20 protein-coding genes and 2 tRNA genes are annotated in these 25,385 nt (G+C 54.2%); 10 read left to right on the plus strand and 12 right to left on the minus strand.

Annotated features, from left to right (window positions below):
• Positions 1–79: 79 nt before the first annotated feature.
• The 5 genes from SCARR_RS25665 to SCARR_RS25685 all read left to right on the plus strand — a co-directional run bounded on the left by SCARR_RS25665 (position 80) and on the right by SCARR_RS25685 (position 7,725).
• Positions 80–1,825, plus strand: a complete 1,746-nt coding sequence (locus SCARR_RS25665) for a hypothetical protein (protein ID WP_136065211.1) — start codon at positions 80–82, stop codon at positions 1,823–1,825.
• Positions 1,826–1,897: 72 nt separating this feature from the next.
• Positions 1,898–3,775 carry a TIGR01212 family radical SAM protein gene (locus tag SCARR_RS25670; RefSeq protein ID WP_136065213.1) on the plus strand — a complete coding sequence of 626 codons (1,878 nt, stop codon included), beginning with the start codon at positions 1,898–1,900 and terminating at the stop codon, positions 3,773–3,775.
• Between the two features lie 38 nt (positions 3,776–3,813).
• Positions 3,814–4,827, plus strand: a complete 1,014-nt coding sequence (locus tag SCARR_RS25675) for a 3-deoxy-7-phosphoheptulonate synthase (RefSeq protein WP_407984929.1) — start codon at positions 3,814–3,816, stop codon at positions 4,825–4,827.
• A gap of 85 nt (positions 4,828–4,912) precedes the next feature.
• Entirely contained in the window at positions 4,913–7,114 is a 2,202-nt protein-coding gene (locus SCARR_RS25680) for a serine/threonine-protein kinase (protein ID WP_136065217.1), read from the plus strand.
• Between the two features lie 2 nt (positions 7,115–7,116).
• Positions 7,117–7,725 carry an RNA polymerase sigma factor gene (locus SCARR_RS25685; protein WP_136065219.1) on the plus strand — a complete coding sequence of 203 codons (609 nt, stop codon included), beginning with the start codon at positions 7,117–7,119 and terminating at the stop codon, positions 7,723–7,725.
• 228 nt (positions 7,726–7,953) lie between these two features.
• On the opposite strand, the gene SCARR_RS25690 is transcribed toward SCARR_RS25685, so the two are convergent.
• The 5 genes from SCARR_RS25690 to SCARR_RS25710 all read right to left on the minus strand — a co-directional run bounded on the left by SCARR_RS25690 (position 7,954) and on the right by SCARR_RS25710 (position 13,455).
• Entirely contained in the window at positions 7,954–8,565 is a 612-nt protein-coding gene (locus tag SCARR_RS25690) for a class I SAM-dependent methyltransferase (RefSeq protein WP_136065221.1), read from the minus strand.
• Positions 8,555–9,883 (minus strand): PQQ-binding-like beta-propeller repeat protein, encoded by a 1,329-nt coding sequence (locus SCARR_RS25695; protein WP_168433619.1) that lies wholly within the window; start codon positions 9,881–9,883, stop codon positions 8,555–8,557. Before SCARR_RS25695 ends, SCARR_RS25690 begins: the two co-directional genes overlap by 11 nt.
• Positions 9,884–10,192: 309 nt before the next feature.
• Positions 10,193–10,522, minus strand: coding sequence for a sulfatase-like hydrolase/transferase (locus tag SCARR_RS25700; protein ID WP_222846468.1), 330 nt, complete (start codon positions 10,520–10,522; stop codon positions 10,193–10,195).
• A gap of 87 nt (positions 10,523–10,609) precedes the next feature.
• Positions 10,610–12,052 carry an arylsulfatase gene (locus tag SCARR_RS25705; RefSeq protein WP_136065227.1) on the minus strand — a complete coding sequence of 481 codons (1,443 nt, stop codon included), beginning with the start codon at positions 12,050–12,052 and terminating at the stop codon, positions 10,610–10,612.
• Entirely contained in the window at positions 12,049–13,455 is a 1,407-nt protein-coding gene (locus SCARR_RS25710; RefSeq protein WP_136065229.1) for a sulfatase, read from the minus strand. Before SCARR_RS25710 ends, SCARR_RS25705 begins: the two co-directional genes overlap by 4 nt.
• Before the next feature lie 101 nt (positions 13,456–13,556).
• Here SCARR_RS25710 and SCARR_RS25715 point away from each other — a divergent pair, with 101 nt between their 5' ends.
• Together SCARR_RS25715 and SCARR_RS25720 are read left to right on the plus strand one after the other, a co-directional pair.
• Positions 13,557–14,801: an IS4 family transposase gene (locus SCARR_RS25715; RefSeq protein ID WP_136065231.1), complete on the plus strand. Its 1,245-nt coding sequence runs from the start codon at positions 13,557–13,559 to the stop codon at positions 14,799–14,801.
• A gap of 144 nt (positions 14,802–14,945) precedes the next feature.
• A complete protein-coding gene (locus SCARR_RS25720) occupies positions 14,946–15,155 on the plus strand; it encodes a transposase domain-containing protein (RefSeq protein WP_168432988.1) in 210 nt (69 codons plus the stop codon).
• Positions 15,156–15,396: 241 nt separating this feature from the next.
• Here the strand turns inward: SCARR_RS25720 and SCARR_RS25725 are convergent, their stop codons facing one another.
• Positions 15,397–16,935 carry a sulfatase family protein gene (locus SCARR_RS25725; protein ID WP_222846469.1) on the minus strand — a complete coding sequence of 513 codons (1,539 nt, stop codon included), beginning with the start codon at positions 16,933–16,935 and terminating at the stop codon, positions 15,397–15,399.
• A 681-nt stretch (positions 16,936–17,616) separates the two neighbouring features.
• Complete coding sequence (locus SCARR_RS25730; protein WP_136065233.1) at positions 17,617–17,790, minus strand: hypothetical protein; 174 nt, start codon at positions 17,788–17,790, stop codon at positions 17,617–17,619.
• Positions 17,791–18,180: 390 nt separating this feature from the next.
• Between SCARR_RS25730 and SCARR_RS25735 the strand changes: the two genes are divergently transcribed.
• Positions 18,181–19,326: an AraC family transcriptional regulator gene (locus SCARR_RS25735; RefSeq protein WP_136065235.1), complete on the plus strand. Its 1,146-nt coding sequence runs from the start codon at positions 18,181–18,183 to the stop codon at positions 19,324–19,326.
• Between the two features lie 267 nt (positions 19,327–19,593).
• Here the strand turns inward: SCARR_RS25735 and SCARR_RS25740 are convergent.
• Positions 19,594–19,669 (minus strand) — tRNA-Phe (locus SCARR_RS25740).
• Between the two features lie 121 nt (positions 19,670–19,790).
• Between SCARR_RS25740 and SCARR_RS25745 the strand changes: the two genes are divergently transcribed.
• Entirely contained in the window at positions 19,791–20,741 is a 951-nt protein-coding gene (locus tag SCARR_RS25745) for a phosphotransferase (RefSeq protein WP_136065237.1), read from the plus strand.
• Between the two features lie 70 nt (positions 20,742–20,811).
• A tRNA-Pro gene (locus SCARR_RS25750) sits at positions 20,812–20,888 on the plus strand.
• Positions 20,889–21,030: 142 nt separating this feature from the next.
• Here the strand turns inward: SCARR_RS25750 and SCARR_RS25755 are convergent.
• The 4 genes from SCARR_RS25755 to SCARR_RS25770 all read right to left on the minus strand — a co-directional run bounded on the left by SCARR_RS25755 (position 21,031) and on the right by SCARR_RS25770 (position 25,381).
• Positions 21,031–22,065, minus strand: coding sequence for a hypothetical protein (locus SCARR_RS25755; protein ID WP_136065239.1), 1,035 nt, complete (start codon positions 22,063–22,065; stop codon positions 21,031–21,033).
• A gap of 80 nt (positions 22,066–22,145) precedes the next feature.
• The gene (locus tag SCARR_RS25760) at positions 22,146–22,925 is read right to left on the minus strand and encodes a hypothetical protein (RefSeq protein ID WP_136065241.1); all 780 of its coding nucleotides are present in this window, start codon (positions 22,923–22,925) and stop codon (positions 22,146–22,148) included.
• An 89-nt stretch (positions 22,926–23,014) separates the two neighbouring features.
• Complete coding sequence (locus SCARR_RS25765; protein WP_168433620.1) at positions 23,015–24,133, minus strand: ankyrin repeat domain-containing protein; 1,119 nt, start codon at positions 24,131–24,133, stop codon at positions 23,015–23,017.
• Positions 24,134–24,223: 90 nt separating this feature from the next.
• Positions 24,224–25,381 carry a M48 family metallopeptidase gene (locus SCARR_RS25770; RefSeq protein ID WP_136065245.1) on the minus strand — a complete coding sequence of 386 codons (1,158 nt, stop codon included), beginning with the start codon at positions 25,379–25,381 and terminating at the stop codon, positions 24,224–24,226.
• Between the last annotated feature and the right edge of the window lie 4 nt (positions 25,382–25,385).

The following is a 25,385-nucleotide window of genomic DNA, read 5'->3' on the forward strand; positions in this document are numbered from 1 at the left end:
GCGCGGACGCCTCGTAGAATCTGCGTGGATTGCTAGGTAGCACTTGTGACCAAGTGAGCACCAGCGGTGTATCATCTCTATGCACAAACAATTTCTGACTGCACTGATCCTCTCTTTATCAGCTATGGCCCCGGTGGCCCACGGCTTAACTACCTGGAAGGGGTCGACATCTGGCTACTGGGATATTCCGACCAACTGGGCGGGTGGTTTTCCGGCGAGCAACTCGACGGTGCGGCTCAACCACGACCGCCAAACCAATTCCTATACCGTCACCGTCCAGTCGCAGGCCATCACGGACAAGCTGTGGATGGATACCTATGCGGATGTGCCCGTCCACGTCCGCGTCAGCAGCGCCGGAAGCCTTCAGCTCAACAGCATGCGCATGGGGTTCAAGGAAGAGGACCGCGAATCCAGCTTCACAATCGATGGTGGAAGCGTATGGGGCATGGATCCGACCGACCCCTCCGTCACCAACACGGCTTTTCTCATTGGAAACAACCCGGACTGCATTGCAACCATGAGCGTGTTGAATGAAGGAACGCTGTCGGTCCAAGGCTCAAACGGACTCATTGTGGCCAGCAGCAAAGAGAGCATCGGCCGACTCGTCGTTGCCAACGGAAACGTGCGAATCAAAGATTCGCTGACGCTCGGAAAGGGCCCCGACTCGCTTGGGGAACTTTATATCTCTGGCACATCATCCGTCTCCATAACCGGTGCGCTTCATGTTGCGAAACTGGAGCTAGGCGCCCTCGCGCCAACCGGAACCGTGCATGTCGCCGGAGGAACGCTGGAATGCGGCACCTTGAACATCGGAGCGAACGGCGTCGGATCGTTCACACTCAGCGATGGACAGGTCCGCGCGCTTGACGGGGGCATCACGCTTGGGCAGGCCAACTCAACAGCTCAACTGAATATATATGGCGGCTCGATGGAAACCGCTGGTTCTTCGATGAACATCGGTCATCTTGACTCTACGGGCACCCTCTTCATGGCAAACGGAAACCTGAACATCGATGGCGCCATCGGACTTGGTTCTGCCAGCAGATCAATGGGAACATTGGATTTAACCGGTGGAACGATTACCTCGAAAGAACTGATTATAGGCGCGGCCACCTCTTCTACAGGAATCGTGCATCTACAAGGCGGCGAAATCGTTATACTTGGCTCTCTGAATGATTCCATCCAAGTTTCAAACGGTGTGCTTCGCATTGAGAAAGCGTTGGTTAAATGGAACAACCCGAACATTACGGACTGGATCACCAATGCCGTTGCAAACGGAACCATCGCGTGGTCGAACGGCTTGCCGTACGGGACCTACAGCGCAAATGGATTCGACGGCAGTTTCACCAACGAAGGTTCCACACTTTACTGGGACAACCTTGATAACGGATCTTCATTCACGCAAAGCGTCATTTGGGTGGAAGAATCGCCCTACAACACCTGGGCCGGCGATTACCTGCTCAGCGGAAGCAATGCCCTTTGGTCCGCCGACCCAGACCAAGACGGATTCGACAACCTTTCCGAATACGGACTCGGCGGAAACCCGGTCAATGGATTCAATCCCGAAATCGTGCCGGCATTTCAAATCCTGACCAGTTCCGGCCAAGCAGAATATATCTATCGCCAACGCAGCGACCCCGCCGCATACGGATTGACCTATTATCTGGAGCTAAACACCAACTTGACCACCCAATCCTGGACCACCAACGGATACACCCTCATTGGAGGCAGCCAGGACATCGGAGGATTCAGAACGGTCACCAATCAGGTTCCGACGGGCGGCAACAGCAGCCTCTTTATTCGGCTGCAAATCCAATACGAATGAATTACGGCAAGTTCGCGGAGTGCATGATGCGCCTTGACCTGAAATCATGAATCGCGCATTACTCACCGCCCAATGAACAAACCCTATCTCCAATATAAAGACTACCTCGTCGAACGGCATGGCGAATCGCTCTATCGCGTTCCGATCGACTTTAACCTCGGTTGCCCGAACCGCGAATCCGACGGCTCCGGCGGATGCACGTTCTGCAACGTCCGCGGCTCCGCCGCCGTGCAGACCATTGGGAAGAACTCTGTTGAAGAACAGATGAAAGAGGCAATCCGCTTTGCGCGCGACCGCTACGGCGCAAAAAAATACATGGCCTATATCCAGGCTTTTTCGGCGACGTTCGGCGAAAGCCAGCAACCGATGTATCTCAACCTGCTCGACGCATTTGATTTTACCGCCGTCAGCATCGGCACGCGCCCCGACTGCCTGACACCACAGGCCTGCGATTTTCTCGTGGAGCTCAACAAACATATCGAGGTGTGGGTGGAACTCGGCGTACAGACCGTGCATGACAAAACCCTCGAGCGCGTCAACCGCGGCCACGACTGGGCATCGAGCGAGACCGCCATAAAGAAACTGCACGGGCGCGGCATCAAGGTTGCGGTTCACGCGATCCTCGGCCTGCCCGGCGAAACCGCGACCGATTATCAACGGACGGCAGATACGCTGGCCGCCCTGCCGATCGACGCAGTGAAGATCCACAACCTGCATATTGAAAAAGGCACCACGCTTGCGCTGGAGCACGCGCTCACCTCCCTGCCCGTTTTGATGGAGCACGACTTTGCCGAACACCTGATGGACTTTATCCGTCGCATGCCGCCCCACGTTCCGATCATGCGCCTGACCACCGACACGCTCGACGAGGAACTCATCGCCCCGAAGTGGCACATGGCCAAAGGGCAGTTCAAGGACTACGTCATTCAGCAGATGACCTGCCGTGAATGGAGACAGGGAGACCTCTGGAGAGGCCGAGTTAAAAAGTTACAGAGTTTAAGAGTTGAAGAGGCCTCTTCAACCCTTGAACCCTTCAACCCTGTAACCACGAGCGACAGCTCGATCACCTTCTGGAACGAGGACTACAAAGAGCATTACCACACACCTGCTGGAGCGAGATTGGAAGCCGAGGAAAAATACATTGTTCCGAGCAAATTGAAGGAGCGACTGGCGGAAGGCAACGTACAGCTGCTGGATGTCTGTTTTGGGCTTGGATACAACAGTCTGGCGGCAATGAACATGGCGACTGGAGGGGCGCACGCCGTGCGCCCGGGCGGAGAGGCCTCCGCCCCTCCAAGCCTGACTATCACAGCACTGGAAATGGACCGGAGGGTGGTGGGCGCAGCGGCGCAAAACATCCAATCATTGGAAACCGATTCCAATGATTGGAAAAAGACACTAACTGAACTCTATCTGACCGGCGAATCACACCCCACGGCTCACGCACAGCGAGGCTGGAGCCTGCGACAGCAACGGAACGAAGTGCAGTGGCAATCGTCTATCTCCATCCTCTGGGGCGACGCGCGTTATACAGTGAGCAAACTACAACCGGAACAATTTGATCTAGTATTCCTCGATGCCTTTTCCACCCAGCGCAATAGCGAGCTGTGGACGGTCGACTTTTTCCGCAAACTTAAATCTGTCATGAAGCCAGACGCGGTTTTGCTGACCTATTGCGCGGCCATTCCCGTGCGTGCGGGGCTGATGGAAGCCGGCTTTTTTGTGGGCGAAACCGACCCCGTTGGGCGTCAGCGCGGCGGCACGATTGCCGCCATGCGGGAAGCGGACATTGAAATCCCCCTGCCCGACCACGAGCTTAAAATGATCTACGAAACCACGCGCGGCCTGCCCTACCGCGATCCGTACGGCGTCAGGACCAACAAGGAAATCCTGCGCAACCGCCAAGAGCGCATCATCGAAAGCAAACAAGAAGAGTCTTCCAATCGCTAGACAACTGTGTTTAATTTCGCCGGATTATGACAAACGACATCCATTTGACTGAAGATTTACGCGTAAAAGAACTCAAGAAACTGGTCTCGCCGACCAACCTCAAGGAAGAGCTGCCGCTCGGCATTGAGCTCACCAACAAAGTACTGGCCGACCGCGAAACCGTGCGCGACATCATCCACTTGCGCGATGACCGGATGTTGATCGTGATCGGCCCCTGCTCGATTCACGATCCAGTGGCGGCGATCGACTATGCCAAGCGCCTGGCCAAACTTGCCGACGCAGTGAAGGAACGCTACTTCATCGTGATGCGCGTCTATTTTGAAAAGCCCCGCACCACCATCGGCTGGAAGGGCTTCATCAACGATCCACACCTCGACAACTCTTGCGACATGAAGTTCGGCCTTCACTCGGCACGCAAGCTTCTACTGGATATCGCCAAGCTTGGACTGCCGATCGCCACCGAATTCCTCGACCCGATCGTACCTCAGTATACCGCCGACCTGGTCAGCTGGTCGGCCATCGGCGCGCGCACCACCGAATCCCAGACCCACCGCGAAATGTCCAGTGGCCTGTCGATGCCCGTGGGCTTCAAGAACGCCACCGACGGCAACATCGAGATCGCTATCAACGCCATTGAATCAGCCAGCAATCCGCACAGCTTCCTGGGCATCGACCAAAACGGGCATACCGCGGTCGTAAAGACCACCGGCAACCCGAATACGCACCTCGTACTGCGCGGTGGGAAGCAGCCTAACTTTAAATATCCAGAAGTCACCTATGCCGCCTGCAAGCTCGAAGCCGCAGGCCTTGAAAAATCGCTGATGGTTGACTGCTCGCACGCCAACGCCAGCAAGGTGGCGCGCAATCAGGTCAAGGTTTGGAAAGACATCCTCAAACAGCGTAAAAAAGGCGGCTGTCCGATCACCGGCGCAATGATCGAAAGCTTCATTGAAGAAGGCAGCCAAAAGATTTCCGGCGAATTAAAGTACGGCCTTTCCATCACCGACGCATGCGTCGATTGGGAAACCACCGAGCGCATGCTCCTTGGGTAGGCGCCGGGTTCATGCCGCTTTCGCAGGTTGCCCTGCCTTGGCACGAATGCTATTGTTCATGCCAATTTACATTCCCTGAAGACACATGGAAAAACCGGACGACAATCAAAACAAAACCAACCGCGAGATCGGCAATGCCGGCCTGTTTGCCGACGACATTGTTTTTTCCGACACCGAAAAAATCCTGTTTGAAGAGGATTTGCAGGAAAATCGCACGGCAAACCGCGATGGCTTGATGGATGGCAATCCAGCAGATCGCTACTCCGCCACCAAGAAGCTGAACCAAGGCGGCATGAAAGCCATCTGGGAGGTCGACGACCACCGCACGGCGCGCAAGGTGGCCATGGCGCTGATTCAGGATTCCAAGATTGCCTCCGAGGACGACATCGACTCGTTCCTCTACGAAGCGCGGCTGACAGCCAACCTGCAGCACCCGAACATTATCCCGATCTACGATATTGCGCTCGACGAGAACGGAAACCCCTACTTCACGATGAAGTCGCTCAAAGGTGAGACGCTGGGCGAAATCATCCGCCAGCTGAGCAACAACAATCAGGAATACCGGCTGCGCTACACCAACACGCGCCTGCTGGCTGTTTTCTTAAAGGTCTGCAACGCCATCGACTATGCCCACACCAAGGGCGTTATCCATCTTGACCTCAAGCCCTCGAACGTGAACATCGGCGACTTCGGCGATGTGCAGGTGCTCGACTGGGGCTTATCGACGCTCATTACGCACTTGAACGAATATGACGGCGAGCCGGTTTCGTGGCAAAGCATGGACGATGTCTCTTTGGAAAACGGACAGACGCTGACCCGCTACCTTGAACGCACGGCCAAGCGGCGCGAGTTCAAGAACGTGGTGGGCGGCACACCGGGCTATATGTCGCCCGAGCAGGCGCAAGGCGTTCCATCAGACATCGACTTCCAGACCGATGTCTACATGCTTGGCGCCATGCTCTACGAAATCCTGACCTACCATTGCCCGCTCGAAGGCGCCACGGTCAAAGAGGTGCTCCAGAAAACCGTGCGCGGCGACTTTCCGCCGCCCGGCAAATGCTCTCCCGAACTGCGCATTCCGCCCGCCCTTGCCGCCATCGCCATGAAGGCCATGGCCACCGATCCGGCCGACCGCTATCCCAACGTGGCCGCTATGATCCGCGATATTCACAGCTTCCAAGACGGCTTTGCAACCATCGCCGAAAACCCGACCTTCATCACCCACGCCACCCTGCTGGTCAAACGCCACAAGCTGGCGGTCAGCCTGATTGCCACAACGTTGGCCATTATTGCCGTAGTACTCGCCCAAAGCTTTTCCTCAATTAAAAACAGCGAACGCGTGGCAATAGACGCCCTTGCCGAGCTGAAGCAAAAGAACGACTATATCGAAGCCACAGCCCAAAAGGTGGCACCAGACTATCTCGACCTCATGATGCAGCAAGAAAAGGACTACGACTTCAAAGAAGCCGAGCAGTCGCTCGACACCGGCCTCGCGTTCGATCCCTCGCTTGAAACCGGCTGGTTGAAGAAGGGAAAGATGCTCCTCTGCCAGCAAAAGTTTTCCGACGCATGGAATATTCTCTCCGGCAGCCATGGCCAGCCCGTGCAGAAAGATCCCGCAGCCATCCTGCTAGCTGAGAAATACAAAGGCGAGGAACCGGTCCCCGACGCGGAAATCCCCCAACTCATACGCGAATTCAAGACCAGCAACTTGGGAAGCGGCATTCCGCGCCTATTCTACCACCTGAACCGCTCACCCTTTGACCCAGAAACCCACTTTCCGGCCATTGCCGAATCGCTCAAGCTACTGAATCCAAAGCTAGAAAACCTCAACTTCGAGTGGGCGCAAGGAACGGGTCGCGGGTGGAAAATCGACATTAGCGGCAATCCTGAACTCGACGACATTTCACCGCTCTGCGGATTGGACATCAACTCCTTGAACGCCGCCGGCATCGGAACGCCCGATTTAAAACTGCTCAGCGGAGACGGCTTGCGCGAACTTAACTTGGCGGATACGCAGCTCAACCACCTGTTCGAACTGGATCAACTGTCCGGGCTCACGGCACTCTATATCAGCGGAACAGGCATCCGCAACCTCTCCAATATCGTGAGATATCCAAAGCTCAGCTCGCTCGACATCAGCGGCATTGAAGGCCTTGCCATTTCACAACAGCTGATTTGGTGCCGCAGCCTAAAACTGCTCACGGTTTCCAATGCCTTCCGCAACGATCCCATCATCCGTACGCTAGCCCGCCGCGGTGTAATCATCATTTACAGCAACAACTAAACATGGTCGAAGAAAACCAATATCAAACGCGGGTCACCCTGCTGGCCAAGCTCAAGAAAACGGAAAACGACGAAGCGTGGCTTGAGTTCGAAGACATCTACCGAGGCTTCATCCTCAGCCTGATCCTGCGCATGGGCATCAACCGCGACGATGCCGAGGACATCAGCCAGGCCGTGCTGACCAAGGTCTGGCAGAAGATCGAGGATTTTGAGTACAACCAAAACAAGGGCAAGTTCCACAACTGGCTCGCCGCCATGACCCGCAACACCGTGAAGGATTTTTTCCGCACCAAGAAAAACTTCATCACCGGGCGTGATTCCGTGGAATACCAAGAGCATTACCACGACATCGAGGAGCACGTGCTTCCCGACATTGAAAACCTCGCACGCGAGGAATGGGTGCTGCACATCACCAATCTGGCGTGGGACAACATCAAGGACGATATCTACGAAACCAAACGCGAGGTCTTCAAAATGGTCTCCAGAGAGGTCCCCAACAAGGATATCGCCAAGCAGCTCGGCATCTCCGAGGCCAGCGTCCGAGTCTACAAAGCCGAAGTTTTTGAAAAAATGCGGAAAGAAATCACCCGCCTCAACCAAGAATTAGGATAGAAAACCCCCTGCAAAACCGCCATTTTCTCCATCACAGGCAGAAAAGATCAAAAAAATGCGCTTTTTGGGTAACACCCCGGCGCCGTCCCTCGTAATAACTAATGAACCCAACAATTTAATCAGGGCACACGCAACAACCCATAGTGAACCCAAACCCATTCGTTGCTAGCCCGTTACTCCAAAACCCCGCCTTGCGCGGGGTTTTTCTTTGCCCGCAGGTCGTGCGTGTCATTTCTCCGGCAGAGTTATCGCCCGTTTCTTCATCAAACACACCCACGCCCGGGGCGGCGTTTCCTGATCTGATCCAAAGCGCCCCGACGCGAGCGAGACGACCTCAAAACAGGGTTCCACCACCGCCGTCAGCTCGGCAGCCGTAAGCTGAGGCGGGCCTACCTCCCGTTTGGGCTCATCGGCATTTCCCACCAGCGTAAGCCAAAGCCCGTCGGGCACCAGCAAGCCTGCCACTTTTTCAGCAAAGGCCACCTTCCCCTCCGGCTCTGGAATGCTATGCAGACAGCCTCGATCAAATACAAAGCCAAACGGCGCATCCGGGACCGCATCCGCGAGAAAATCGCCTACAACAAAACAGCACTCAGCTTGAGCCACCGCCGCCTTTTCACGCGCCCTCTCCACCGCCGTCGCCGAAAGGTCGAAACCAATCACATCAAAGCCTTGCTGCGCCAGCCAAACCGCGTTGTTGCCAGTCCCGCATCCAATATCCAACGTCCGGCAGGGCTGGACCGGCCTGCGCGAAACGACCTCCACTAAATTAAAATCAACCATGCCATGATCCCATGGCGTGTCGCCGGACCGGTAACGCTCTTCAAACCTATTCCCCATCGCCGCTCTCCTTATTCAAATCCAAGCAAATCAGGCGCGCCGCATGCTTGCCGTCCGGCAGGTTTTGGCCGATATAGGCGCGCCCGCCGCTCAACACCGGCCCCGTCCACGATTGGTCGGCCTTGAACAGGCGGACCGCCGATAAAATAGTGCATCCGTCCGGCGACAGCTCCAGCCAGGCCAACAGGCCGTTTTCGCCGAGGCAGAGGAACCGGCCGTCGGCATAAATCAGCGAACCAATGCCGAATCCGCCCTCCCCGGGCGGCGGACGGTAGCGATCCGCACCCCGGCCAGCACCTTCAGAGGCATCGGCGGCGGAGGCGCCTTCGAGCTTCGGCACAGTGCGCCAGACGCGTTTTCCTGTCGCCCATTCCATGCAAACCAGCTTGTTGTTGGCAAAGCCGTAGAGATGGCCATCAACCAGGATCGGCGTGGCCCAATGCGAGGCATAGGCCTTGGTGCGGTAGACTTCCTTGAACGTAAAATCCGGAAGCACCTCCAGCATCACGCCGCCCACATCGTAGGAAGACGAAATAAAAACACGGTTGCCCGAAACCACCGGCGTTGACGCATTCGCCGACGCATGGCGCGGACTGCGCCACGCAAAACGGTCGAGGATTTTTCCAGAGGAGGGATCCAGGCAGAGCAAACCGCCCACCGGTGGATTCGACTCCCCGCCGGCAAAAACCAGCAGCACGCGCCGGCCGTGCATCGCAGCCGCAACCGGGCTCGCATAGCTGCGTCCCCATTGATCCCCCGAAACCCATTTTGTTTCGCCGGTCAGCTTGTCGAACGCCGCCACGCACTTCTTCATGCCGAGATTCACCACCACCAAACCGCCCTCAACCAGAGGCGAACCGGCAAAGCCAAAAAATTCCATGCTCACGCCAAACTCATTTACCAGCTGGCGACGCCACAGCAACTTGCCGTCCTGCAACTGATAACAGCTCAACGCGCCCTGCACGCCTAACGCATAAACTCGATCGCCGTCAATGGACGGACTGGCGCGAGGTCCGTTGAGATAGCCAAAGCGGTCCCGGTATGTGACAGGGATCCCATCCGACCAAAGCAGCGCGCCCGTCGTCGCATCCAAACACTCCACCTTCTCCGTTGATTGAAACCGCGCGTGATGAATCAACCGGTTCCCGGAAACCGACGGCGCGGAATAGCTCTCGCCCCGCGGATGCATCCAAAGTGTTTTTGTTGAGGAAAGGTCGGCCGTCAACCCCTGCTCCGCCGATCTCCCTTCACGTCCGACCCCCAAAAACTGAGGCCAGTCGGCAAAAATCTGCACAGACACGATTAACAAAATGGCCAACACAAAACGCATGAAGCCATTCTGCATGATTTACGGCATCCGGCAAACGATACCTGGGGAAAAGGAATGGCGTCCTGAACAGGATTCGAACCTGTGACCTAAGTGTTTTCTAAACGTATAAAACCCCTATTCACTGGGTTTTTACAATTTATGATCAACTCATATCAGTCGAAATCAACCAAATAGGGTACACAAAGGGCACACACTGTTTATATCGGGATCCGCAAATCCCGCGGCTACGAAATCAACTTCCATAGCCGTTCTTGAAAAGAAAACAGAAAACCGCCCGAAGTGTCCAGTTTCGGTTGGTTATATTTTAACTGGTGAAGTCCCCTGCCGATGCCTGTTCAGCTGATAAGGGCAGTGATTTAGCGCCCCCTTCTCGCGCACTTCACCTTCGTGACGATACGGCACGTTTTCAGGCAGGCCGCTGCCACCATACCAATAGGTGCCCCACCGCTGCTGATACTGGCCGGTAATGATGCCGCAACGCGATGGATTACAGATCGGGCTGGTGGCATACGCATCCGTGCACCACGCGCCTTCCGCGACTAAACGATCAAGATTAGGCATCTTGATGAAGTCGTGGACACCCAGGTGCGTAAAATCCGCATAGCCTTGATCATCCGCGACGATCAAGATGATATTGGGTCGGCAAAGGGGCTCGTTTGTAAACGCCGGCGCTGACCGCCAACCAACCGATAGCTTTTATTCGCTGCGGTATACCTATTTCTTGCCTTTATTCTTATTCATGTGGGCCTTGGCCGCAGGAAGTAAGGCGAGCGGAAATTCGGGGTGTTCCGTTCGGGCGGTCTTCAGATAGGTTTCAGCCCGCTCCATCACTTCCGGGTTTGCCGCCGCAAGATCCTTCTCTTCGGCGGGATCCTTTGCGAGATCATAGAGCTTAATGGGCCCGAGTTTTTCACCTTTGAAATCCCAGTGCCGCATGGCCTTCCAGTTGCCGAAACGAATCGCCTGCATCGGCCCGGTTTTTTCGTTGAACTCCCAGTAGAGATACGGATGAGATTTTTGAGCACCGCCCGTCAACGCCGGAACAAACGAGATGCCATCGGTCGCCTGCGAAGGGGTAACCCCCGCAAGCTCGCAGAGGGTTGGCAATACATCCCAAAAGGCACAAGCATGATCCACCTGCCCGCCCGGCTTAATACTGCCCGGCCACCATGCAAAAGCGGGCATGCGAATCCCGCCCTCGTGCACGGCGCGTTTTTTGCCGGAATAGATGCCGTTGCTATCGAAAAACCCCGTATCAAATTCATGACCGTTATCACTGGAAAAAATGATCAGCGTATTGCGATCGATCTTCTGTTCCTTCAGCTTTTGCACGATGCGTTCCATATAACCATCGACCCGCGAAATCATCCCGGCATAAGAAACATTCATATCCGGATCATTGCGGTAATGCCCCATATTCCCTTTCTTAACCGGCCAGCCTAATTCCCGATACGGGACCTGGGAGTCCTCGGGAACGGAGATTCCAAGGTGCGGAATCGTATAGGCCAAATAGAGAAAGAACGGTTGTTTCCCCGCATGGGCCTCAATAAATTTTTCAGCCTCGTCGGTGAACAGGTCATTCGAATAGATTTTCTTTTCCTCCCAATTGGAAGGGCCGCCCAAATCCACTTTTTCATAGTTGTGCCAAAGATAGTCCGGCCAGTGAAAATGGGCTTCTCCATGTGTGTTATAGCCATAGAATTCATCGAAGCCCTGCATCAATGGATGACCGCTGCGCACCAGGGCATCGTTCAACCCCCACTTGCCGTAACAGGCATTCGCATACCCCGCACGCTTGAGTTCTTTCGGCAGGGTCATATCAGATTCATCTAAACCGACGGGCTTTCCATGTTGTGTCCATTTTGGATTGCCGCGAACTTTGCAATGCCCTGTATGGCGCCCGGTCATGAGGGTTGCCCGCGAGGGCCCACATACCGGTGCCCCTGCATAATATGCATTAAGCACCGCGCCCTCGGCCGCCAGCCGATCCATCACCGGCGTTTTGATCTTTTGCTGACCGTTGAATCCGGCATCGCCCCAGCCCATATCATCGGTAATCACATAAATGATATTCGGTTTGATCGGCTCCGCGAGGGCAGTGCCCATCCCCAGGGCTGCTGCAGTAACCATGAGTATAAAAACGGGTCGTTTCATCATTTCTTTTTCTTCTTCGGCGAGGCTTTGTAATTCGGATCGAATGCGGGATTTTTAGCGGTTGGAACCGCTGCGTTCATTTCGGCGCGCCACTGCTTGAGCAGGCGATGGAGTTCAGCCGTTTTTTCGGGATGTTCCGCGGCCACATTCGTCCGTTCACCGAGATCGGATTCAAGATCGTAAAGTTCAATCGTTCCATCCTCGAAATATTCATGCAGTTTCCAGTTGCCCTGACGCAGTGTCGATCCGGGACGGGTCCGGAAAAGCACGTCATGTGAATCGTCCGCCTTCCCAGCATATTTCTGCAAATAAATGGGGAAATGCCAAAAGAGGGTCCGTTCGGGAAACGAACCGCTCTGCGTCAGCAATGGAACCAGGCTTTCGCCATCCAGCACTTTCCCTTGCGGCTTATCCACACCGGCGATCTCAAGAAAGGTCGGATAGAAATCAATTCCCACCACCGGAACCTTGCAGGTGGAGCTCGGCTTAACTTTGACCGGCCAGCGCACCAACAACGGCACGCGCGTGCCGCCCTCAAAGTAGGAACCTTTCCCGGCGCGGTATGGTGTTTGCATCGACGTGGCGCAGATGCCGCCATTGTCCGAGCAGAACAACACCAGCGTGTCGTCCGCCAGCCCAAGCGCGTCGAGTTCGTCCATAATTTTACCGATGCCTTGGTCCATCTTCGAAATCATCGTGGCATATTTAAGATTAACATCCTCGTCCTGATAGCGCGCCTCGAATTCCGGAACCAGCTCCAGTCCGGAATGCACCGAATAGTAGGCCATGTGCATAAAAAACGGCTGATCCTTATTGGCGCGCATAAACTTGATGGCCTGATCGGCAAAGATATCGACCCGGTGCGTGCCCGCCGGATACAGGTCGTTGTAAGGCGTCATGGAACCCTTTTTGAACGGCGAATAATATCCCCCGTGCGGCGACCCCGTCTCATCGCCGCCAATGTTCACATCACATCCCTGCTGCAGCGGATCATTCCCCACATGCCACTTGCCCAAATGAATAGTCTTGTATCCATCGGCCTTCAGAGCCCCTGCAATCGTCAGATTGTCGAGTTCCAGATGTTCAATATTTTTTATGGGGATCAGTTTGCGCTGTTGCGGCATGCCGCGCTCCGACGCTCCAACCGTATAAACACCGTGACGTGGTCCAAGCTGCCCGCTCAATACACATGCACGGCTGGGAGCGCAGTTGGCGGCCGGGGCATAGGCATCCGTAAAAAGCATGCCTTCGGCACGCAAACGGTCAATATTCGGTGTGTAGTAGCGATCGCTGTTGAACCCTACATCCATCACGCCAAGATCATCCGCGTTGATGTAAATGATATTCGGTTTGGCATAGGCGCTGCTTACAACCATACATAAAGCAATGAGTATGCGACTGATCATTTTCGTATCCTTCCTGATTTAATGGTTCTGTATCACTGTCATCCCATAGATTTTAAATAAAAAGGCTGGCTTGTGAGCTCTAAATCCTCCACTCGGAGGGTATGAAAAAACAGAGACAAAAACACAAACCAGCCGGACATAGGTATACAACCTTGAAGCAATTGTGCAATCTGATTCCCGGACACATGGTCACGAACCTTGCGAAGAAGCATGGCGTCGATGCCCGAAGCCAGACGTACACGCCATGGAGCCATGTGGTTTCGCTGCTTTATGCCCACTTTGCTCATGCGCTCGGGCTTAACGATGTATGCGACGCGCTCCAGATGAATGCGGCGGCGCTCTCCACCATCCGCGGTGCGGTTCCACCGTCCCGCAACAACCTGAGCCATGCGAATCAAGTGCGCGACGCGAACATGGCCGAAGAGCTTTATTGGAGCATGATGAAGCATCTGATGGACACGGTGCCTGGTTTTGCGAAGGGAAAGGTGCGTAGTGGATACCTCCGTCGCTTCAGCAAGGCGATCCATGCGCTCGATTCGACCACGATACAGCTGGTGGCCAATAGCATGGACTGGGCAAAGCACCGCCGCCGCAAGGCCGCCGCGAAGTGCCACATGCGTCTGGACCTGCAAAGCTTCCTTCCACGATGTGCCATTGTCGACACTGCAAAACACCATGACAGCCGCAAGACCTTGAGCTTGTGTGCCGACCTTGAAGCCGGAGAAATCGTTGTATTCGACAAGGCTTATATCAAATTCAAGCATCTCTTTGAGCTAACGGAGCGCGGCATTAATTGGGCGGGTCGAGCGAAAGACAACATGCAGTACACGGTGATGCGCTCCCTCGAAACGACTAAAAACAAGCGCATCCTTCGCGACGAAGTCATCGAGCTGATGCTCGAAAAATCGAAGAAGGCCTACCCGTGCGAGTTGCGCCGCGTTGTAGCCCTCGTGGAGATCAACGGCAAGGATGTCGAAATGGTCTTCCTGACCAACCATCTGGAGTGGAGCGCGTGGACGGTCGCGGAGCTCTACCGCTGCCGGTGGGATATCGAGGTGTTCTTTAAGGAAATCAAACAGACGCTCCAGCTCTCCGACTTTCTCGGCTACAGCGCTAATGCCGTACGCTGGCAGGTATGGACCGGGCTGCTCGTCCATCTGCTGATGCGCTGTCTCAAATTCATGCACGGATGGGATCACAGCTTCAAGCGCCTGTTCACCGTCGTAAGGGTCTCGCTTTGGCGTCGCTGGAACCTGCCCGCCTTGCTGGAATCCTATGGGACAGCCAAACCACCCGGTCGCATCCGAGGAGCACCGGAACAGGCGTATCTGCCGGGGTTCATCTAAATGCTGTGGGACAGCCAACTGTTTAAAACGGGGAATCATCATTACTCTTCAACAAAAAATCGGAATCGACTAAATAAACTAAACATCAGAAACCTTAACAAAAACGGGAGCTGACACTCCGTTAGCGTCCTCTATGGGATGACAGTGAAGAATTTTCTCTTTTTCGGCAGCCCTGACTCCGGCCAGACCAGCGCTGTTATCTATAGCCTCATTGAAACCTGCCGAAAGCTCGATATCAATCCGGCAGTCTACCTTCGTGAAGTCCTTACGGCTTTACCGACCATGAATCAATCCGAAGCGGCCAGTTGGACGCCTGCCCGCTGGAAATCAAACCGCGAAACCACCTGCGAGTAACTCCGTCAAGGGGGACTTCGAAAAGACGCATACGAAGGAGTTGCATGCCGTGCCGGTCAGCATGGTTCGGATCCCGTTCGGGCGAGTACACGAGGGGTTCCAATGTTTTAGAGCGGTTTAGGAAAAACTGTAGCCGCGATCCAAGATCGCGGTTTGGGCAGAGCGGGCGTTTCAAACGGAGGGCGAGATCATGGATCTCACCTACAAGAAAGGTGCCGGCTATCGCCTTTCATAGTCCGCTCTATTTCTTCTGGTTATAGTTGAATTGTTTTCCCATGTAGGGATATTGGTCGAAGATGTCGCCTTGGCCGAGGGTGCGGGGATCCTTCTGGTCGGTCAGATCCTGTTCCATCTGGGCGCGCAACCGTGTTTTGGCGGCGGCATATTCCGGATTGGCGGCGAGGTTGTTGATGCAGTCGGGATCTTTTTCGATCTGGTAGAGTTCTTCTTCCGGGCGTTTGCCGAAGCACATTTCGTAGTAGCGGTAGTCGGCATCGGAAGGCGCCAGTCCGGTCAGATAGGACTTGGTGGGCGAGCCGTCGCAGTTGCGCAGGCCGTATTCCGGGTTGCCGGTCGGCCAGAGGTCGGGCTTAATGTTGTGCACATAGAGGAACTCCTTGGTGCGGATCGCCCGGACGGGGTAGGCCAGATCGGTGCCGTCTTCGCTGGCGCGTCCGGTGTCGTGGCGTTCCTTGCCAAGCAGGGCGTAGGTGCGGGCCGGATCGATCTGGCCTGATCTGGGCGATTGCAGTACGTCGAGGAAGCTTTTGCCAGTCATCTGTGGATGCGCCGCTTCGCCGGCGACTTCCATGAAGGTGGGGGCCACGTCGGGGAAATTGACAAAGTCCTTCACCACGCGTCCGGGCTGAATGACGCCTTTCCAGTATGCAATCATCGGAACGTGGAAGCCTTCGTCATAAAGCTGTCCCTTGATGCGCGGGAAGGGCATGCCGTGGTCGGAGGTAGCAATGATGAGCGTGTTGTCGAGCAGGCCGCGCTCTTCCAATGCTTCGACGGCGAGTCCGAGGTGGCGGTCAAACCACTGGACTTCAAGTGCATAATCCAGCAGGTCGCCACGGACGGTGTCGTTGTCGGGGAAGAAAGGGGGCACAATGGCGTCTTCAAGTTTCATGCCTTCCTTTTTCCAGGAATCCTTCTCGTAGCCGCGGTGCGGTTCATAAGTGCCGAGCCAGAAGCAGAACGGCTCGCCGGCGGGCTTGCCGTCCAAGAACGCTGCAAAGTTGGCGGCATAGTCGATGGTTTTGATGCCTTTGAAGGGGGGCTTCAATTTAATCTTGTCGAAGGACGGGCCGGCGGGGTTGTGTTCGGTGGCATACGAGCCCGGGCCCCAGCCCTTGCCGGTCAGGCCGGCATGGTAGCCGGCCTCCATCAGCAGGTGCGGGTAAAACTTAAACTCAGCAGGGAAGTCCGGCCAGTGGTTGCAGGCTTCCTTAAGCTGCCAGCTGTATTTTCCCGTTACGAGGCAGGCTCGGGCCGGTGCGCACTTCGGATTGCAGTTGTAGGCGTTGGTGAAGCGGACGCCTTCTTTGGCCAGCCGGTCGAAAGCCGGTGTTTCGACGGTTGTTCCTCCATATGCGCCGAAGCTGCGGGCCGAGGCGTCGTCGGCTATGACGAAAAGGATGTTGGGCCGGCTGGCGGCCGCTTTGGCTTCGATAGGTTTTCCTGCCGCTACTGCCCATGAGGCAAGGGCAAGCATCCCCGCGACGGCAATCAGGACGCGTTTAATGTTCCAAACGTTGTTGTTTTTTCTCTTCGTCATGCTTCCCTAGCTCCTATTCTGATTTCCAAAGGACATACTATAGCCTGCAGAAGGGTCATCACATAGAGAAGGTTCCGAAAAAAATACTTTATTTAGCCAAGTTCAGACCTCGGCCAGAAATTCGTTGCCTGCTGAAAAGGTTGGCGGGCGGCTCCGAAGAGCCGCTTGCCGGGTGAGGAGGAGAGATTTTTTATATTCACCGGGCCAATCCCGCCGGAGGAGAGAGAGAGCGGGATTGGCCCGGCATTATTCACTTCGGTGTCAAATGCATGATGCATATTGAGCACATTGCGTGCCGTTGTTTACGGGTGGATCAATAATTGCGAAAGTGCAATGAACCTAAAAAATGCAGCTGCCAAGTTTGCCACAGATACGCGATTTGAGACCTGACGGCGTAGACGCCTACTCCGAGGGGCTCAAACCAAAGTAAATACGGCAAAATCGGCAACTGCGTTTTATAGGATGAATGCAGGTTACTACTATTTTTTATTCTAGCCTGTAGTCGTTTTCTTGAGGGACAATTATGTTGTATCCGGCTGTACTGATGGACAAAATTGTTTTCTGGTGTGGGCTGTGTCCGCGAGGCATCGAGGCTTTTGAGCTGCGCCTTGAGGGATGCTCCTTGTCTTCAGATAGAATTCGGCCTTTTGGAGGAATGACGTCCTCGTCGTCCACGGATAGCTACGCATCCCCGACAAAGCGCTCGCCCGGCGAAGGGCCGCAGCAGGGCGGTAACGGGCCGTAGAGAGTTGCATTAATCTGCTTCCGATCAACGTTAAGTTGCTTGGCCATCTGCGATGCTTTAAGACCATTCCCCTCAGCAAGCATCTCCAAAATTTTAGAAGCTAAATCCATTCCTTTCCCCTAAAAGTTACTCCTTCGCAAACTTTAACTCACTGAGAATGCAGGATCGGCTGTAGATTAACATTTCTGCAGCATGGGTAGGTTGGGGAAAAAAGTTTAATCATCGCAACCCGCACATTACTCCATCAAAACATCATTTCATAGGTCTGGCACCCCTGATCAAAGCAACGAAAGGCAAAGAGACGGCGCTTGGCAGTTTACCCTCAAGGATGCGCGGCATAAGCTGAAATTGCTTTACCCTAAATTATAGTTTGACGATGCGCTGGTTCCCTATAATAGCAGCTTTTCATTCATTCAAACATCCATCCTTCCGCGATCGGTAAGATTGCAAAATGCAAGAGGCTCTTGCATATACGCACATCATATGCGATATGTCGCCACATGGATAAATCATCGGAAATTCCACAAGTAGCCATTCTGATTAGCACCTCAGGAAACTGGGGCCGGCAGATCGTTAAAGGAATTCTGGCCTATGCCAATGAAGTGGGACCTTGGCACATTTGGATAAATCCGCATGCGCCGGACAAAATGGATGAGCTGCCTTTGGGTTGGCGGGGCGATGGGGTCATTGGTCGCATCGCACTGCCCAATTTGGCCAACGAGCTCAAGAAATCCGGCTTGCCCGTGGTGAATGTGGCCGACAGCCCGCTGGAGGGCTTTTCCGCCCCCTGCGTCAGAACCGATGACCGCATAGCCACCCGGATGGCGGCGGAACATTTCATTGACCGGGGATTTCGGAACATCGCCTTCGTAGGGCCGCGCCATCTGGACAATCCGGTCTGGTACGCCAAGGCCTTTCAAGATGCCCTCTCCGAACACGGGCTGCCCTGCCACGTATACCCGGCCAAGAAAAATGAATCCGAGCTGGGTGCCGACCTCTCCACATGGCTGGTTTCACTGCCCAAACCGGTCGGTATCCTGATCTGGGGCCACGGCTATGGACGGGCGGCCGTGGACTGCTGCATGGAGGCCGGCATTGCGGTGCCCCACGATGTCGCCATCCTGAGCGGCAGCTACGACGACCTGCTCTCCCATGCCTGCTTCCCAGCCCTCTCCGGCATTCTCGGCCCCCAGGAGCATATCGGCTACAAAGCCGCCCAGTTGCTGCACGCCATGATGCGAGGGGAAAACGTACCGCACGACACCCACTACCTCCCCCCGCGCGGCATTATGGAACGCCTTTCCACCGACACCCTTGCCGTCGAAGATCCCAAGCTCGTACAGGTCGTCCGATACCTCAAAAAACATGCCTTCGAATCCATTACCATGAAGGACATCCTGCGTGCTGTGCCCATGGCCCGTCGCTCGCTCGAACGCCGCTTCCAGCAGGTCTTCGGACGCTCTCCGCTCGACGAAGTACGGCGCCTGCGCATCGACAAGGCGCGCAAGCTCCTCGCCGAAACCGACCTGCCCATGCAGCATATTGCCGAAGCCTGCGGCTTCGCCACCTACAACTATCTCACCCACGTCTTCAAGCAAACCACCGGCGCCACCCCTCGCGACTACCGCAAACGCTTCCGCACCTAGCACTCCCCTTCCCGCGAGGGCCCATACGAAGAAGGGAGGGGGCCAGCGCCGAACGCATCGGTTCAGAAATTTTACGAATTGCCGGTTGCGGGCAATCGAGATTCCTCCGATTTGTCGGAATCATATGCGCTTAATGAAAGTTTGCCTCTGCCTGCGTTTTTGGGGGAGAGTCGAACCTCTTTCGGAGAGAGCAACCTGTCGTTGCTGGAAAGCCATAAAACAAAAAAAACCCTAGGAATTTTAGATTCACTAGGGAAATAAGAAAGGTGGTGGCGAGTCCCAGAATTGAACTGGGGACACGCGGATTTTCAATCCGCTGCTCTACCAACTGAGCTAACTCGCCGTAAAATTGAAGCGCGAATTATACGGATCGGCAATGATGCGTCAACCGAATTGATGCAAAAAAAATCTAAAATGCATCCTGTACTTGAACTGAAGCGGTTTTTAGTAAAAAACTCACCGGCATGGATCAAAACAACTACGAAAAAATACTGCGCAACTGGGGAGTGGACCCCCGGCCGGAAAAACTAAGCGCTAAACTTCAGGGCAGCCCGGAGCGAACCTGTTTTCGCATTGCTTTAGCCGGCTCAGACGGCGAGTCTTGGGTGCTGGAAGAGATTGAGCAGAACACCTATTCCCGCAAGAAGTGCATTGCGGCAACCATGGAGAACCTCGAGATCTCCGGTTTGGCGTGCATCCACCCATACCGCCGCAACTCACTCGGCCAGTTTGTCACCCATTGCGGAGGGCGCTTGTATATGCTCCGTCCGCACGTGGCCGGCGAGCCGCTCAATCGAAAGAAGTGGCTGAAAGAGCCGGGACGCAGCGCCGCCATGGCGGATTTTTTAATTCAACTCCGGAAGGCGACCGACAAGCAGCCGCGCAACGAAGAGGAGAAGCCCTTCGCCTTGCGCGAATTCATCCAACAGCGAATGGTGCGTTTTGCAAAGCATCGAGCCGACCTGTTCGCAGGATTGGCGCCCGTGTCTCATGTAATGGCGACGTCTTTTTTCCCCGTACTCAATACATTGCCTACTGTCCTGTGCCACGGTGATTTCCACCCGCTCAATGTGGTTTGGGGAGATCAAACCATTGAATCGGTCATTGATTGGGAGTTTTGCGGTCTCAAGCCAGAGGCCTACGACGCCGCGCTGCTGGTCGGATGCATCGGCTTCGACAATCCCGATGGCTTGATCACAGAGTTCACCATCGGGTTTATTGACCGGCTTCGCGAGTCCGGCATCTTCCAAGCCGATACATGGGAGGCGTTTTTTGACCTGGTCATCGCCATCCGCTTCTGTTGGCTCTCCGAATGGATGCGGCTTCATGATGAGAGCTCCCGCGATCTCGAGATGCTTTACATGAATCTGCTGACCACTCAGAAACGCTATATTTTAGACAAATGGGGGTTCTGATTAAATTCCTTCGGATTCCGGCTTGCCATTTAGCGGCGGATTCGTACACTGCGTAGCTTCTTTGGACAATCGGGGCGTGGCTCAGCCTGGTAGAGCGCTACGTTCGGGACGTAGAAGTCGCTGGTTCGATTCCAGTCGCCCCGACCATCTTGTTTTTTCCCAATAAAAGCACACCTTCTGGTGCTGCTGTGAGCCTTGATTTGTAGCATTTCGTAGCAATCCATCAAGGTTAATTTGTCGATTATCTACCACAGGAATCCTTGCCTGTTCACAGGTTTTCTGTTCAAAATCAAAAGTCGGCAGCATCAGTGGCGGGCATTTTATTGCTTTGCGGAACTTTTTTGCAGGTCAATACGGGGTAGAAATCATTGCCAAAACATTCCTTGTAAACCTTGAGGATGTACAACGATAGCTGACTGGCGTTCCGCTCAGCCGTAATGAAGCCATCATGTTCAACGAGAGTTACAATGCCTTCGCCCTTGGGCTTGGTCAGCAGACACTCTTCAAGAATTCCACGAGCTATGAATCCCTCCAGAGCCTGACACTTCCAGCCCTCCTGAACATAGAACCAAGGGACAAGCTCAGGGTGTACCTCTTCGACTTTTGAAACGATGGCGTCTCCTACTGCTCGGGGATTACCCAGCATGCCGAACACAATGTCTTTCATGGGCTGAGCCCACGTCTTGTATGGCGGAGTCCTTGTCGCTGCATCCTTTGCTTTCTGTCGGGATGAAACGCTGAACATTTTAATCATTGTCAGCTTTACCCAATCCCGAAGTATGCCCCTGACATCTTCACCGTATGAGCCATCGTAGAAAGAGTTCACCACAGCGGAGTAGGGATCGCCCGTGTATTGCTTCTTCACCCGTTTGGCATACACCAACCGAGCCCAGTTGGCCTGCATGTCCACCTCAACCGTTGGCTCTCCATTGATCGTGAGGTAACGACGAATCTCACGCTTGATGTTTTGATAGCCTGGAGCCCATAGCCTGCCACCATCATTGTGACGCCCTTTCTGAGCATTCATGTGTACGCTGGTGTCGATGCTTCCTGCTGGTTGTCTGTCCAGACGTGACGTAGAAAGTTCTCCCGTATCTTTATCGTAGACCAAGAGCTTTCGGATGGTCTTCAACGGGATGCTTCGCCAATCGATCCTGACATCGACATCTTCTTCGTCCATACGCTTGTTCAAATCCTTGCAGAACTTGTTGAAGCCTCTGGTGGTTCGGTTATCCCGATAGTCCACCAGCGGTGACGAGTCGTTGTCCAGTACCTCCCGCACCATGAAGGAGGCAACGGGCGTTATCCCTCTATGTGTAGCCATGAGTCAGCCTGTAGGTCTATCTCAAGGTAGCTATGAGTCCACTATGAAGGTCAGACCGTTGTGATATTGGATGAGAGCATCTACCCCAGCTCCTTCTCGCCAAGCTGAGGCGTCCAACCGCGCATTGCCAACCACTTCTTTGCCATCGTTTCATCGATGAGCCCTTCTTTCAGGTAGTGGGCGACATAGGCGTCTCTGTCTTCAATGATTTGTTGTGGTGTCCGACCTCGGAGTTCACGTTTTTGCTCGCGGTTAGCTTCCTCCTCCTGCTGTTTCTGAAGCTGGCGAGGTGTTGGAGTCAGAGGCTTCCCCGCTACGCCCTCGACTACCCGCAACGACTCGGGCGACAGCATGTCCACCGCAGAGTCCATCAGGAGGGTGTCAATCAGCGCCTTGAAGCCACGACAGCTGAACGTGGGTTCAATGCCATCCGTAGTGTATTGACGACGACAGGCGGGATTCTCGACACCTTCGTAGGCGTAACGCCTTTCTTTGTAGATCTGAAGGCGCTCATCTTCGCCCAGCACCTTCTGCCTGCCTTCGTTGGTATCGGCAAGGTGCTCAAGCAATCGTTCGCACAGATCGCAACCGAAGGGAGGCCTGTCGTCCCCGAAGAGCTGCTTTACGTTGACGTGAGGAGAACCCACCGCCAGCTTCCAGATGCATGAGCTCAGCATCGGCCTGATGTGCTTCCCACCGCGCCTGAGCCTATCGAGTTCCCCTGTGCGATCCCTGAGTCGCCATTGCGCAACCAGCACGGGTTTGATCGGGGTGGTGAGCTGGTGCTTACTCTGTTCTTTGCGCTGCTTTACTGCCCACGCTTTCTTCTGCTGATTGCGATCATACCGAACGATTCCCACTCGTGGCACTCCAGAGGTGTTGGTCGATCTGACCTGATTCTGTCGGACTCCCCCAAGCCCCCGCCCTGCGTACTTCTTATCAGCCCCCACTATAAGCTTCCCTTTAGTTGCCTCTGAAAACGCCAGACCGATGAGCCTGAATAAGAGATGGTATCTGGATAATCTTCTCCCTCACCATAGGGTGGCTCAGTGTCATAGTGATACCTGTAGAACATAGGATGATCAGCATTAGGGCGCTGCGTGTAGACATATGGATGCCCCACTAAAACCAACCCAATGCGGTTTGCAGGATCAACGTCTACCCAAGCCTTCATGTGGGCTATTTGAGCATGCGTTTTGGTGTTGTACTCTTTCGGGTATAGATGTTGATTCTGCTCAAAAGCATCAATGCTGTGCAACTCGCCATCCTTATGCACCCATCTGATCACATCCGCGAATGCATACTTCCAATATTCATAGTTTGGAGTGAAGGTGTCACGGTCATAAGGCTTCATGTAGTCCATGAAGTCATTGCTCCCTGCAAGAGTAGTTTCGTTGGTCGTATAGATTACCCGAAAGAATCCTGTGTCCTGCCAATCCGTATTGGTCAGACTGTGCGCGTGCTGGAGGGTGTAGTCTCCTGCTTCTGGTGCATCAACGATCAGCATCGCCTCGTTTCCGCTATAGGTAAACCGAATGATTGCTCCGTTCGTTTCCGCTACTGACTCATGAACAGCCACCATTAACCCTGCTGCAAATAATAAAACTTGTATTTTCGACACCCAAACCACCTTTGATAACTGCGGCAAAAAGCAATCATTGCCGAACGCGACAATCTTATGCGTGTCGGCTCCTGCTTCGAGCAAAAGGGTAGCTACTGCGATGTGGCCAAATTGAGCAGCCATCATTAATGGAGTAGTACCTGTTGAATCGGGAAATAATTGAAAGCCAGCTTCTACATCCGCACCATGCTCTATAAGCAACCGCGCGACCTTTGGGCAACCATTCATCGCAGCGCAATGGAGAAGAGTGTTTCCCTCGCCCCCAACTGTATTGACGTCTGCACCGCTGTTGATCGCGCTTTTTACAATTTCGTATGAGTCATCGGCCAGTTGTTTTTGCACTATGAGTCTAAACAGCTCGTTATTCGCATTGATACGTTTCTTTCTCGCCATCTTAGCTGCAAAACGCTCCTCGCTACTCATCGACAACCATTTTTTTAATCCCATTTCGTATACCTCCACTATTTCATCATTGCCACAACCACTCCACAGCATCAGGAATCCTCGCCAAAGAAGCATTCCTTATTCTTTCGCTGATCACCCCAAACAGATCACACGATCAAGCTGGATTTGGCGCAGCGTCCGCTCAAGCACGCGCTCCCTAACCTTGATCTCCCCCCCAGCCAACTCTGCAAAATGCTCCAGATCCTGATAGAGCGCTTCCTTGGTCTCCTCATCCATAAGGCGAACACTACGCAGAGCCTTTTCAAACTTAGTGATGACCGCATCAGCTCCGTTATCCCGAATGAAGTTAAGGGCGTCCAGCGCGGTTTCCTCGCCAAAAGTCTGGCGCATGAGAGCCTGCTCGTCCTTGCTCAGATGCCCATCTGAAACGAACAACGACAGGACGCCCCAAAACATAGCTGAATCGGCCTCCTCCTTGTTTATTTTTGAAAGCCTAAATCCACTTACTGCTGCGAGATCTTTGGCTACCCGTTTGTCGAGCAAGTCCCGCGACAATGGCGGGCGTTCAGAACGACATGCCCATTGATAATAGGCCTCACTCATGTCAAACCAGAGCAGGGCGCGCATTCTTGTCGAGCATACTGGATGGGTGGACATCAGGCCAAATTCCGACCCCCCACTGTTCTTGAGCTCACGAGCCTGATCAAGGTAGGCCGACAGGTCAAACCGGATATACTTGTCAGGCAGTCCAGTCGCGAGTTTTAGCACAGCTTTGTAGGCACTATCCTTGTCATTCACTGCTACGAATCCAACACGGTCAGCACTGATCTCTCCAGCACGTTTGAGCGCTAAGATATTCAGGTTCTCAACCTGACTTTTGGCTTCATCTGGCTCGGGATACGCATGATGCCCCAACAGGTGGTGACCTAATTCATGCCCAATAACAAAACGAAGTTCATCCAGAGAGTGCAGTTGTATTAAACCAGAAGTCAGCGCTATGGAAACCGACTGCCCAGTTCCCGGAAAACAACACGCTTGCATTTCGGGTGAATTTTGGATGTAGGCATCGAGCGTATAGTCAGGAATCAAACGCTGACGGACATCCTCCATCACCTTTCCAAGGTCAGGAAATATCTTGGATACGATTCGCGTGGAAGACGCAAGGTTGTTGCATTTCAATTGCCTCTGGAACTCCTCTGAGTCAGCCACATTCCGTTGCAAGCCCGCACTCAACAGGGAGTCGTTTTTGAAGCGCAGCAATTCTATTCGCTTTTGAGAAAAGTCAGGCATCGCA

The sequence above is a fragment of the Pontiella sulfatireligans genome (genome assembly GCF_900890705.1).
GTDB lineage: Bacteria > Verrucomicrobiota > Kiritimatiellia > Kiritimatiellales > Pontiellaceae > Pontiella > Pontiella sulfatireligans.

Coding starts and splice junctions, on each gene's coding strand:
- SCARR_RS25680 (WP_136065217.1), top strand. CDS start 4,913: ATGGAAAAACCGGACGACAATCAAAACAAAACCAACCGCGAGATCGGC.
- SCARR_RS25685 (WP_136065219.1), top strand. CDS start 7,117: ATGGTCGAAGAAAACCAATATCAAACGCGGGTCACCCTGCTGGCCAAG.
- SCARR_RS25715 (WP_136065231.1), top strand. CDS start 13,557: ATGAAAAAACAGAGACAAAAACACAAACCAGCCGGACATAGGTATACA.
- SCARR_RS25705 (WP_136065227.1), bottom strand. CDS start 12,052: ATGATGAAACGACCCGTTTTTATACTCATGGTTACTGCAGCAGCCCTG.
- SCARR_RS25730 (WP_136065233.1), bottom strand. CDS start 17,790: ATGGATTTAGCTTCTAAAATTTTGGAGATGCTTGCTGAGGGGAATGGT.
- SCARR_RS25765 (WP_168433620.1), bottom strand. CDS start 24,133: ATGGGATTAAAAAAATGGTTGTCGATGAGTAGCGAGGAGCGTTTTGCA.
- SCARR_RS25770 (WP_136065245.1), bottom strand. CDS start 25,381: ATGCCTGACTTTTCTCAAAAGCGAATAGAATTGCTGCGCTTCAAAAAC.
- SCARR_RS25745 (WP_136065237.1), top strand. CDS start 19,791: ATGGATCAAAACAACTACGAAAAAATACTGCGCAACTGGGGAGTGGAC.
- SCARR_RS25670 (WP_136065213.1), top strand. CDS start 1,898: ATGAACAAACCCTATCTCCAATATAAAGACTACCTCGTCGAACGGCAT.
- SCARR_RS25735 (WP_136065235.1), top strand. CDS start 18,181: ATGGATAAATCATCGGAAATTCCACAAGTAGCCATTCTGATTAGCACC.
- SCARR_RS25690 (WP_136065221.1), bottom strand. CDS start 8,565: ATGGGGAATAGGTTTGAAGAGCGTTACCGGTCCGGCGACACGCCATGG.
- SCARR_RS25725 (WP_222846469.1), bottom strand. CDS start 16,935: ATGACGAAGAGAAAAAACAACAACGTTTGGAACATTAAACGCGTCCTG.
- SCARR_RS25755 (WP_136065239.1), bottom strand. CDS start 22,065: ATGGCTACACATAGAGGGATAACGCCCGTTGCCTCCTTCATGGTGCGG.
- SCARR_RS25710 (WP_136065229.1), bottom strand. CDS start 13,455: ATGATCAGTCGCATACTCATTGCTTTATGTATGGTTGTAAGCAGCGCC.
- SCARR_RS25665 (WP_136065211.1), top strand. CDS start 80: ATGCACAAACAATTTCTGACTGCACTGATCCTCTCTTTATCAGCTATG.